This is a genomic window from Pantoea sp. M_9 (genome assembly GCF_008631385.1).
GTDB classification, from domain to species: Bacteria; Pseudomonadota; Gammaproteobacteria; order Enterobacterales; family Enterobacteriaceae; genus Pantoea; species Pantoea eucrina.
The window spans coordinates 152,611-163,290 of sequence record NZ_VWUF01000008.1; the positions used below are offsets into that span (position 1 = coordinate 152,611).

General features: G+C 57.2%; 8 protein-coding genes. 1 reads left to right on the plus strand and 7 read right to left on the minus strand.

Annotation, left to right across the window (positions count from 1 at the left end):
* Nucleotides 1-10: 10 nt before the first annotated feature.
* The 4 genes from F3I15_RS13000 to F3I15_RS13015 are packed head-to-tail and all read right to left on the minus strand — an operon-like array spanning nt 11 to nt 4,326.
* On the minus strand, nt 11-1,000 hold the full coding sequence (locus F3I15_RS13000) for an ABC transporter permease (RefSeq protein ID WP_039379498.1): 990 nt from the start codon (nt 998-1,000) through the stop codon (nt 11-13).
* Nucleotides 993-2,498 (minus strand): sugar ABC transporter ATP-binding protein, encoded by a 1,506-nt coding sequence (locus F3I15_RS13005; RefSeq protein WP_039379496.1) that lies wholly within the window; start codon nt 2,496-2,498, stop codon nt 993-995. The genes F3I15_RS13000 and F3I15_RS13005 overlap by 8 nt, the downstream gene beginning before the upstream one ends.
* Nucleotide 2,499: 1 nt before the next feature.
* Nucleotides 2,500-3,483, minus strand: coding sequence for a substrate-binding domain-containing protein (locus tag F3I15_RS13010; RefSeq protein WP_039379493.1), 984 nt, complete (start codon nt 3,481-3,483; stop codon nt 2,500-2,502).
* A 12-nt stretch (nt 3,484-3,495) separates the two neighbouring features.
* The gene (locus tag F3I15_RS13015; RefSeq protein ID WP_150018189.1) at nt 3,496-4,326 is read right to left on the minus strand and encodes a DeoR/GlpR family DNA-binding transcription regulator; all 831 of its coding nucleotides are present in this window, start codon (nt 4,324-4,326) and stop codon (nt 3,496-3,498) included.
* Between the two features lie 490 nt (nt 4,327-4,816).
* Between F3I15_RS13015 and F3I15_RS13020 the strand changes: the two genes are divergently transcribed.
* Nucleotides 4,817-5,869, plus strand: coding sequence for a DUF1176 domain-containing protein (locus F3I15_RS13020; protein ID WP_150018190.1), 1,053 nt, complete (start codon nt 4,817-4,819; stop codon nt 5,867-5,869).
* Nucleotides 5,870-5,884: 15 nt separating this feature from the next.
* Here F3I15_RS13020 and ampH read toward each other — a convergent pair whose 3' ends face one another.
* From ampH to tal, 3 genes are all read right to left on the minus strand, one after another.
* The gene (gene ampH, locus F3I15_RS13025; protein WP_150018191.1) at nt 5,885-7,054 is read right to left on the minus strand and encodes a D-alanyl-D-alanine-carboxypeptidase/endopeptidase AmpH; all 1,170 of its coding nucleotides are present in this window, start codon (nt 7,052-7,054) and stop codon (nt 5,885-5,887) included.
* Between the two features lie 143 nt (nt 7,055-7,197).
* Nucleotides 7,198-9,207: a transketolase gene (tkt, locus tag F3I15_RS13030; protein WP_039379483.1), complete on the minus strand. Its 2,010-nt coding sequence runs from the start codon at nt 9,205-9,207 to the stop codon at nt 7,198-7,200.
* Nucleotides 9,208-9,275: 68 nt separating this feature from the next.
* Nucleotides 9,276-10,226 carry a transaldolase gene (gene tal / locus F3I15_RS13035; protein ID WP_150018192.1) on the minus strand — a complete coding sequence of 317 codons (951 nt, stop codon included), beginning with the start codon at nt 10,224-10,226 and terminating at the stop codon, nt 9,276-9,278.
* Between the last annotated feature and the right edge of the window lie 454 nt (nt 10,227-10,680).

Sequence of the window (10,680 nt, forward strand, 5' to 3'; positions counted from 1 at the left end):
ATGCCCTCAGTCACACGAAACTGACATCAGTTTCTTTGCGTTTTTTGTAGTGCGTTACGGCGATCGCGATCATGATGACGCCGCCTACCACGATGTTCATGAAGTAGTTAGACACGCCCACCAGGTTAAGACCGTTCTTCAGGATGGCGATCAGGAAGACCCCCATCAGCGTGCCGCTGACCGTGCCTTTACCGCCCATCAGACTGGCGCCGCCCAGCACCGTTGCCGCCAGCACATCAAGCTCGCCGCCAACCAGCGCATTAGGCACCACTTCTCCCATACGATAGACCTGTACCAGGCCGCCAACCGCCGCCATTGCGCCCAGCCAGCCGTAGGCAAAAACGTGGATTAGGCCGACGCGAATGCCGATACGTCGCGCAGACTCAGCGTCGCCACCCACCGCATAAAGCTGGCGCCCGAGGTTGGTTTTGTTCAGCAGCAGTGCGGTGGCCGCGGCAATGATCAGCATGGTGGCCAGCGGTAAGCCGACCTGAAAGCTCTCGCCCTGCCAGCTGAACGGCAGCACGTTACGCAGGGTGATCCACCACTCCGGCAGCGAATAGAGGCTGCGGCCGCCGGTCACCCACATCAGCAGGCCGAACAGCAGTGACTGCATGCTGATCGTGATGATGATGGAGACCACCCGCAGCGTAGTGATCAGCAGCGCATTGATTACGCCAAACAGCGTGCCGCACACGATCGCCAGCACGATGCTGAGCAGCGCGTTATCAAACTGAAACTGCACAAACAGGGATGCAAGCAGGTACTGCACCACTGAGGCAACGGCGGCAAAAGAGATATCGATTCCGCCGGTCACCAGCACTACAAACAGGCCCAGCGCAAAGATACCGGTGACCGCGTAGCTCTCCGCCAGATCCAGCAGGTTCTGTACGGTAAGAAACTGATCGCTGGTCACAGAGAAAAACAGAATGAACGCCAGCAGCACCCAGGCGAGCCAGCCCTGGCTGGAGTGCGGACGTAAACGGGAAAAATCAGGCATTGATCACCTCCGCCAGCTGCTGCTGCTCGACGCTATCGGGTTGATATTCGGCATGAATGGTGCCATCGCGGAAGTGCAGGATACGGTCGCAGTTGTACCAGACCTCCGGCACCTCATCAGAAATCAGGATGATCGACAGTCCCTCTTTCGCCAGCTCATGGATCAGCTGATAGATGCTGGCTTTGGCGCCGACGTCCACGCCAACGGTAGGCGAATCGAGGATCAGAATACGCGGCTGCGTCAGAACCCACTTTGCCAGCACAATTTTTTGCTGATTGCCGCCGGAGAGGGTAGAGATGGCGAGATTCGGATCGGCGACGCGCACGCCGAGCTGCTGGATCCACTGCAGGATCAGTTTGTTTTTGCGGTACTCATCGATCAGGTGAAAGCGGTTCTGCAGTTTGTCGAGGATCGGCAGCACCATGTTGTCGGCCACCGACTGCTGCTGCACCAGCCCCAGCGTCAGGCGATCTTCCGACACATAGCCAATGCCGGCTTTGATCGCATCTTCATGACCGCGGAAGCGGACCGGTTTGCTGTCGAGCCAGATTTTGCCGCTGTCGGGACGCGTCATGCCAAACAGCGACAGCGCCAGCTCGGTACGTCCGGAGCCGAGCAGGCCGCATAGGCCCAGTACTTCACCCTCGTAAAGTTTAAAGCTGACGTCACGGTACTGACCGGCGCGGGTGAGATTATCTATCTCCAGGATCACGCGCTCGCTGTTGCGCGTCGGCGCTTTCAGCTGATAGTCGAGCTTCAGACCGGTCATCAACTCGGTCAGATGATGTGGCGTCATCTCCCGGGCGGGCCAGCAGCCCATTTTGCGGCCGTCGCGGATCACCGTGACGCGGTCGGAGATCTCCAGCACCTCATCGAGCCGGTGGCTGACAAAGACCACGCAGATATTTTTATCTTTCAGATAGCGCACGGTGCGCAGCAGCTGATTAACCTCGGTACGGGTCAGCGAGGCGGTTGGCTCATCCATGATCACCAGGCGCGCATCGGCGACCAGCGCGCGGCAGATCGCGACCTGCTGGCGCTGGGCAATTGAGAGCGCCGCGACTTTCGCATCCAGATCGAGGTCAAATTTCAGCTCGGTTATAATGCTGCGCGCGCTTTCACGCAGGCGTGCGCTGCGGTGCCAGCGCAGCAGGCCATTAAGGTTATGCTCAAACGCGATGTTCTCCGCCACGCTCAGGTTGGGGAACAGCGACAGGTCCTGATAGATGACCTGAATACCGAAATCACGCGCCTGTTGCGTGGTCAGTCGCGGCAGCGCCGGGCCATCGCCCAGCGTAATATGGCTGCCGCTGTCCGGGGCGTGCACCCCGGAGATAACTTTGATCAGGGTGCTCTTGCCACAGCCGTTGGTGCCAGCGAGACAGTGCACTTCGCCTGCCAGTAAGGTCAGGGAGATATCGCTCAGCGCGCGGTTGCCACCAAATGTTTTCGACAGATTCTCGAGCGCAATTAGCGTCTGTGGAATGACCTCTTGCATATCAGAGCCCCATTTTTACCAGTTTTGGCAGGTTGTCTTTATCCAGACTCTCTGTGTTGTTGCCGAGAATGGTATGCGTCGCTTCATCCACTTTGACTTTGCCGAGTCCTTCAATCGTCATACCGTCGGTGATCGGCTCTTTCTTCTGCATCATGTCGGCAATACGCACAAAGACTTCACCTGCGGTTTCCGGATTCCAGATGTAGCCGCCTTTAATAGCGTTACGCTGCACCAGCGAGGCACCCTGGCCCGGACTGAAGGAGCCGATGACGCAAACCTGGTCAATTTTTTTGCGGTTCATAACGGCACGCCCGGCACCAATCGGCCCCTGTGAACCAAACGCCATAATCCCTTTCAGATCGGGATATTTAGACATCAGCTCATTGGTGGTACGGATGGAGTCATCCAGCGATTCGCCGACGCCAAATTTGTCGGTAACCAGCTGCATGTTGGGATAGTGCTCTTTCTGATAATTGAGCGCGGCGTCGGTCCACTGCTGATGCAGCGGTACGGTCAGGCTGCCCACGTACATGGCGTATTTGCCTTCGTCATGCATGCACTTCGCCAGCGCTTTCATGTGATTGATTCCGTGGGTGGCGGCGTCAACCAGCTCAAAATCCCAGTTGGCACCCTGCTGGCCAGGAGACTCATGCGTAATCACTTCGATACCGGCGTCCCGCGCCCGTTTCAGCACCGGCTCCAGCACTTTCGGATCGTTAGGCACCACGCCGATGATGTCGACTTTCTGCGCAATCAAATCTTCAATGGCGCGCACCTGCAGTGCCGGGTCGGCAGCGGTAGGGCCTACCATCCATGCATCGATGCCGCGCTTCGCCGCCTCACTTTTAATGCCCGCTTCCATGGCGTTAAACCAGGGGATCCCCCCGATTTTAACGACGATACCCATGCGTAATTTATCAGCGGCCTGCGCGCCGGTGGCGGCAAACAGGGCAAGCAGAGAACAGGCGATAAGATGTTTTTTCATACAGACTCCTGGTTAATTTTTAATTAGCTGCATGGACTGATGACGCTGAGAACAGACAATGACGTTAACGCCATTCCACGCCAGCTCCTGCTCCAGCTCTTTATCTTTTAATTGGTCAGTTATCAGAAAATCGACATCACGGTAGTGACAAACACGGGCAAATGAGGGGCGCATAAATTTACTGCCATCCAGTAACAGATGTTTTCTTTCAGCGGCCAGCAACATTTGTTGTTTTAAATGCGCGTTATTCTCATTGCCTTCCCGTAAATATCCGTCATTACCCAAACTGCTACAGGAAAAAAAGATCTTATTAATCTGAAATTCACGCAGCGGCTGCTCAGCCACTACGCCGTGAAAATCCTCATCGCGGTCAGAATATTCTCCGCCAAGGCAGATAGTGCGAATGCTGCCGCGCGCTGCCAGCGTCTGCACGATGCGTAGCGAATTGGTTAGCACGGTTAACTCAATATCGGGCAGCTGGCGCGCCAGATACCAGCAGGTGGTACTGCTATCGAGTAAAATACAGTCACCCGGCGTAATAAAATCGAGCGCGCGCTTGGCAATGCTCATTTTTGCATCGACATGCTCATTAATACGCTGCCGAAAAGATAATTCGTTTTCTCTGCCAGCTCTGTTATTTCCCGGAGTGCTGGCGTTCTGTTTTTTTACCGGAACAGCACCACCATGACTGCGCTGTAATAATCCTCTTTTTTCCAGCTGACTTAAGTCGCGCCGTATGGTTTCCTGCGAAACCTGACATAGCGTGACCAGCTCTGAGACAATTACGCGGCCATTTATATTAAGTTCATTAATAATTCTTTGTTGTCTCTCAATCGGCAACATACTTATCCTCCGATGGCTATAAATTACTGGAAGCGGGCACGGGAAAATGTGGACTGGGCAGGAGTCCACGGTGGTAAAAAAAGAGGCCCGTTATTGAGTGATATAAGTTCGGTTATCAATGTAATGATTAACGGTTATTTGCATGCAATGTTGATATGGCTCACATAATTAACCCCTGAAGCGTCACAGTTAAAACAGATCCGATCACCAGCTTATTAATCCATAGCTACCATAGCATGACTGTTTATGACCGTTTGTGCGGGATTGACCGTTTCAGACTCCGCCCTGATAGTCGGGGAAATCTGATTGAGCCACTGTCAGGCGCAGTGGATGATAGGAACGCAGCGCACAACCTGTCCGTACGATGATGAATCGCTGATTTAATAAGCAGTTAATGCTGCTTTTCAGGCCGCTTCACACTTCCAGCCTGCTGATAACGCACGCAGTGCGCTATGATTTTCTTTCAAGGAATTCGGGGACCGGGTTGTTAATGTCGTATTGGATAAAGTCACTGCTCTTGAGCTCTCTGGCAGCCAGCGCCAGCGTGCAGGCTGAACCTCTGCAGAAGTCTTTTTCTGACTGGCAGCTCACCTGTAACAATGCGGCTTTTTGCGTGGCGCGCAGCTTTCCCGGCGACAATGGTCTGGTGATGACGCTGTCGCGCCACGCCGGCGTCGACGATCGCCCGCTGCTGCGTATCGATTACGGCAGCGCCTATACCGGCGCGCTGCCGGGTGGCCCGCTGAAAGATAACCTGCTGCTGGATCAGCGTCGCCTGAAGCCCGACCTTAAACACTGGACGGTTGAGCCGCATCATCTTGCTACCAGCAACGCTATCGCGATTGATGAGTTTCTGGGACAGACGCTGGACGCGAGTACGCTACAGCTGACATACCAGGCCAAAGCGGTGGTTCCGCTGCGCGGCCTGAAAGCGGCGCTGCTGCTGATGGATGATGTGCAGGGGCGCGTAAACGGGACCAGCGCATGGGTCAGACGTGGAGCGAAGTGGGATCTCCCGCCACCGCCATCGCTGCCATCGCTGCCGTCATCAGGCCCGCCGCCCGCGCCGCTGACGCAGGAGGAGACCAGCGGACTGATCGACTATGGAACCTGGCGCATCACTACCGATAACTGCTCGCTGGATCCGCTCCGGCGCGAGGTGAGCGTTGCGCCGCTGACCGACAGCAAAGCGCTGCTGCTGGTCAGCTGTGAAACCGGTGCCTATAACGTTATCGATCTGGCGTTTGAAGTGACGCGCAGCCAGCCCTACGTATCACGCGGGCTGACGCTGAATCTGCCTTTTACTCCCCCCGCGCGCAGCGACACGCAGCTGGAGCTGGTGAACGCCGAGTTTGATGCCAGTAATGGCCTGCTCTATACCTTCAGTAAAAATCGCGGGCTGGGTGATTGCGGTACGGCAACACGCTGGCAGTTTGATGGCAGCGCGTTTGTTCTGGCGGAATATGCGGAAGAGCAGATCTGCGATGCCTGGCACAGCAGCGACGACTGGCCCACGCTGTGGGTAAGCCAGCCGGCGCGCTGAGCGACTATCCGGATTTCAGGGGATCGCGCCGATCATCATCGGCGAACCCGTCTTGTTGCCCGCCAGCTCTGCCAGCAGATTATTTACGCCATCGCTCATGGGCGTAAAGCGGCTGAGCGGTGAACGGGTGACGACCACAAACACGCCAAGATTATGCTGCGGAATCATCGCCATATAGGTAATGAAGCCGCCGGCACCGCCGGTTTTCTGGATGATACCGGGCCGGCCCGCCTTGGGAGCCATATAGACCCAGCCCATACCCAGCGCATCGGCACGTCCGGGGACATCCATCCCTTCCACTTTGGTCAGCTGATCGCGCCGGTAGATCAGCGTCTGCAGGCGATCGATCTGCGGCGTGCGGTGGCTTACCGCTGAGTCGAGAAACTGCTGCATCCAGCGCGCCATATCATCAGGGGTGGAGTAGACGCCGCCGCTGCCGATCGCCGCCAGCGTGTTATTACAGGGGCTGGCACCTTTTTCCGGCACCATCAGGCGCTGGCACTGGTCCGGTGAGGGGGTAAAGGTGGTGTCCTTCATCCCCAGCGGGCGCGTGACTAACCGCTGCAGCAGCGCCGGATAGGGCGTGCCGCCCGCTTTCGCCAGCGCGTCAGCCAGCAGGTCAAACCCGAGGTTGGAGTAGGCCGCCTGAGTGCCGGGCGCGGCTTTCAGCGTGGCGTTGCGCAGCCACTGCCAGCGATCGCTTTTAGTTGGCCAGACAAACACCGGACGGTGCGGTTTACCGCCGGGCTGTTCGCGCGGCAGCGAGCCGGTGTGGGTGGCGAGGTTGATCAGACGGATCGACTGGCCGTTATAGGCCGGAACGCGCGCCCCCGGCGGGGCGTAGCGGCTGAGCGGGTCATCCAGGCGGATCTGCCCGCGCTCGGCCATTTTCACCATCACTTCGCTGGTCATCAGCTTGCTGAGTGACGCGATGCGGATAACGGAGTCCTGCTGCGGCCGGACATTATTACCGGGGCGGGTTTCGCCAAAGCTGGTAAAGACGCGCTGATTGCCGTCGATAGCGACCAGCGCCATGCCGGTTGCACCGCTGGCGTAAAAAATATGTTCGGCATAGCGATCGACAATCTGCGATGCCAGCAGGGGATCTGGTGATACCTGTGCCATACCGCTGACAGGCAGCACGGAGACCATCAGGGCCAGTAAAAATGAAGTCGGTTTTTTCAACGGGAGTGCGTCCGCTATCAGGATCGGAAGAAAACCTATAGTAATCAGTTTGCGCAGAGCGGGAAGGGGAAAACGCGATTTTTTTGTATAGAAAGTGAAAAAAAAAAACGGCCCTCACCGTTATCGGGGGAGGGCCGCGGGGCTTATGCCGGTTTCAGCAGCGATTCCGCCTGGCTTACCACGTTTTCAACGGTAAAGCCGAAGGCCGGGAACAGCTTGCCGGCCGGCGCAGATTCACCAAAGGTGGTCATACCGACGATTTTGCCGTCGATGCCGACATATTTGTACCAGTAGTCTGCAATACCTGCTTCAACCGCGACGCGGGCGCGTACGGTGGTGGGCAGCACAGATTCGCGGTAGGCGCTATCCTGCTTGTCGAACACATCGGTGCTGGGCAGTGAGACGACCCGGACCTTGTGGCCATCCGCGCTGAGTTTGGCTTCCGCTCCCAGCGTGATCTCCACTTCTGAACCGGTGGCGATTAGAATCACATCCGGCGTGCCGTCGCAATCCTTCAGGATATAGCCGCCGCGCGCGATGTTTTCGACCTGCGCCTGGCTGCGCTCGGGCTGCAGCAGGTTCTGACGGGAGAGGATCAGCGCGGTCGGGCCGTGATGACGCTCAACGGCTGCTTTCCATGCCACTGCGGTTTCGACCTGATCGCACGGACGCCAGGTGCTGAAGTTAGGCGTCAGACGCAGGCTCGCCAGCTGCTCGACCGGCTGGTGCGTCGGGCCATCTTCGCCCAGGCCGATAGAGTCATGGGTATAGACCATGATCTGGCGCGCTTTCATCAGCGCAGCCATACGTGCGGCGTTACGCGCGTACTCAACAAACATCAGGAAGGTTGCGGTATAAGGAACAAAGCCGCCATGATGCGCAATGCCGTTTGCAATCGCGGTCATCCCGAACTCACGCACGCCGTAGTGGATATAGTTCCCGGCCGCATCCTCTTTGATCGATTTTGAGCCTGACCAGATGGTGAGGTTACTCGGTGCCAGGTCAGCCGATCCGCCCAGGAATTCCGGCAGCAGTTTGCCAAAGGCTTCCAGCGTATTTTGTGACGCCTTGCGGCTGGCGATTTTCTGCGGATTCGCCTGCAGGTCGCGGATAAAGTCAGCGGTTTGACTTTCCCACTCTGCCGGCATTTCGCCGTTAAGACGACGGCTAAACTCCTGCGCCAGCTGCGGATGCGCCTGCTGGTAAGCGGCAAATTTCTCATCCCAGGCTTTTTCGTGCGCGGAACCCGCTTCTTTTGCATCCCACTGCTGATAGATATCCTGCGGGATTTCAAACGGCGCGTAGTTCCAGCCGAGCTGCTTACGCGTCAGCGCAATCTCTTCATCGCCCAGCGCGGCACCGTGCGACTCCTCTTTGCCCGCCTTGTTTGGCGAACCAAAGCCGATGGTAGTGCGGCAGATAATCAGCGATGGCTTATCGGTGACGCTCTGCGCCTCTTTAATCGCGGCGGCAACGGCGTCGGCGTCGTGACCATCAATGCCTTCAGCGCTGCCGATCACGTGCCAGTTATAGGACTCAAAGCGTTTATGCGTATCGTCGGTGAACCAGCCTTCGGTCTCACCATCGATAGAAATGCCGTTGTGATCGTAAAAGCCGATCAGCTTGCCGAGCCCCAGCGTGCCCGCCAGCGAACAGACCTCGTGCGAGATACCTTCCATCAGGCAGCCGTCGCCCATAAACACATAGGTGAAATGGTCGACAATATCGTGTCCTGGCTGGTTGAACTGCGCGGCCAGCGTACGCTCAGCAATCGCCAGACCTACCGCATTCGCCAGACCCTGGCCGAGCGGGCCGGTGGTGGTTTCGACGCCTGGCGTATAGCCAATTTCCGGATGTCCCGGCGTTTTTGAATGCAGCTGACGGAAGTTTTTCAGCTCTTCCATCGGCAGATCGTAACCGCTGAGATGCAGCAGGCTATAGAGCAGCATTGAGCCGTGGCCGTTAGAAAGGATAAAGCGGTCACGATCGGCCCAGGCCGGATTAGTGGGGTTATGTTTCAGGAAGTCGCGCCATAACACTTCCGCGATATCGGCCATGCCCATCGGCATACCTGGGTGACCGGAATTTGCTTTCTGTACCGCATCCATACTCAACGCGCGAATCGCGTTAGCCAACTCTCTGCGTGAAGACATAGGGTTCTCCCTTGTAGTGAAGCATCAGCGGGTCCGCCTCGGCTCGCCCGCACTCAACGGTGGTGCAATCAGAGGCGTGCTGCCAGCACATCTTCCAGTTTCTGCTGGTCAACGGCGAACTGGCGGATACCTTCAGAGAGTTTTTCAACCGCCATCGGATCCTGGTTGTGCTCCCAGCGGAACTCCGCTTCTGACAGCGGGGAAGGCTGATGGAAACCTTCGGTAGAAGGTTCCAGCTTGCGCTCAACCGGCGCATTGCTGTTCGCCAGCTCTTCCAGCAGGTTAGGGGAGAGAGTCAGACGATCGCAGCCCGCCAGAGCCAGAATCTGCTCAACTTTGCGGAAGCTGGCGCCCATGATCACCGTGCTGTAGCGATGCTTTTTATAGTAGTCATAGATGCGACGCACAGATTTCACGCCCGGATCTTCATCCACCACATAGGGGTCCATCGGCTTGCGCGTGTTGTACCAGTCGTAAATGCGGCCCACAAAAGGCGAGATCAGATAGACGCCCGCTTCGGCGCAGGCGCGCGCCTGTGCAAAGGAGAACAGCAGCGTCAGGTTGCACTTAATACCGTTTTTCTCCAGCTCTTCAGCCGCTTTGATCCCTTCCCAGGTTGAGGCGAGCTTGATAAGAATACGTGAGCGGTCGATACCGTGCTCTTCATACAGGCGTACCAGCTTTTCCGCTTTGGTTACGCACATACCGCGATCGAAAGAGAGGCGGGCGTCAACTTCAGTTGAAACGCGGCCCGGCACGCTTTTCAGGATTTCCATGCCGAGGTTGACAGCCACTTTGTCGCTGGCGTTGATAATCTGCGTCTCTTTACTGCCACCCTGCTTTTTCGCATAGTCGATGGCGTCATCAATCAGGTGTTTATAAGCGTCAAGACCGGCAGCTTTCAGGATCAGAGAAGGGTTGGTAGTGGCATCTTCCGGATTGTAATGACGAATGGATTCGATATCGCCACTGTCCGCCACCACGGTGGTGAACTGTTTTAGTGCGTCTAGCTGGTTCATCGCTTAACTCCTTGATTAGCAATATTGTGGGCAAAAGAATGCCGGGCAACCGTCGCCTTGTCTGCGCCCTTTGCTGGGAATAGTGGTTCCACACAGTGCTACAGACGCCCGCTGATTAAAATGCGTTTTCTCTGATTATGGCGTGGCGGAGAGAGAGGCGGCGTAATCGGTTCAGCCATGTTTTGCCATCTTCAAGCATAGCAGCTTGCGCCGGAGATGCAGGCGAGGCGGTAAGTTCGTTGTCAGATGGGGCGGTAGCCTTCGCCCTGGCCGCGTGCTGCTGCACCGGGGCAGGTTCCGTTCGCCACGGAGGCTGGTGCCGGTTCCGTTCGCCGTCAGCTGCGGCGGCAGCCTGTGCCCCGGCACGGCGACCGGGCAGAGGACGCCTGGCCGCGCCCTCTGCACTCCCCGGCCCTGCGCCAGCCCCGTCCGCCGCTGCGCGGTTCCCTCGCTC

Coding starts and splice junctions, on each gene's coding strand:
- F3I15_RS13010 (WP_039379493.1), bottom strand. CDS start 3,483: ATGAAAAAACATCTTATCGCCTGTTCTCTGCTTGCCCTGTTTGCCGCC.
- F3I15_RS13005 (WP_039379496.1), bottom strand. CDS start 2,498: ATGCAAGAGGTCATTCCACAGACGCTAATTGCGCTCGAGAATCTGTCG.
- F3I15_RS13000 (WP_039379498.1), bottom strand. CDS start 1,000: ATGCCTGATTTTTCCCGTTTACGTCCGCACTCCAGCCAGGGCTGGCTC.
- tkt (WP_039379483.1), bottom strand. CDS start 9,207: ATGTCTTCACGCAGAGAGTTGGCTAACGCGATTCGCGCGTTGAGTATG.
- F3I15_RS13020 (WP_150018190.1), top strand. CDS start 4,817: ATGTCGTATTGGATAAAGTCACTGCTCTTGAGCTCTCTGGCAGCCAGC.
- tal (WP_150018192.1), bottom strand. CDS start 10,226: ATGAACCAGCTAGACGCACTAAAACAGTTCACCACCGTGGTGGCGGAC.
- F3I15_RS13015 (WP_150018189.1), bottom strand. CDS start 4,326: ATGTTGCCGATTGAGAGACAACAAAGAATTATTAATGAACTTAATATA.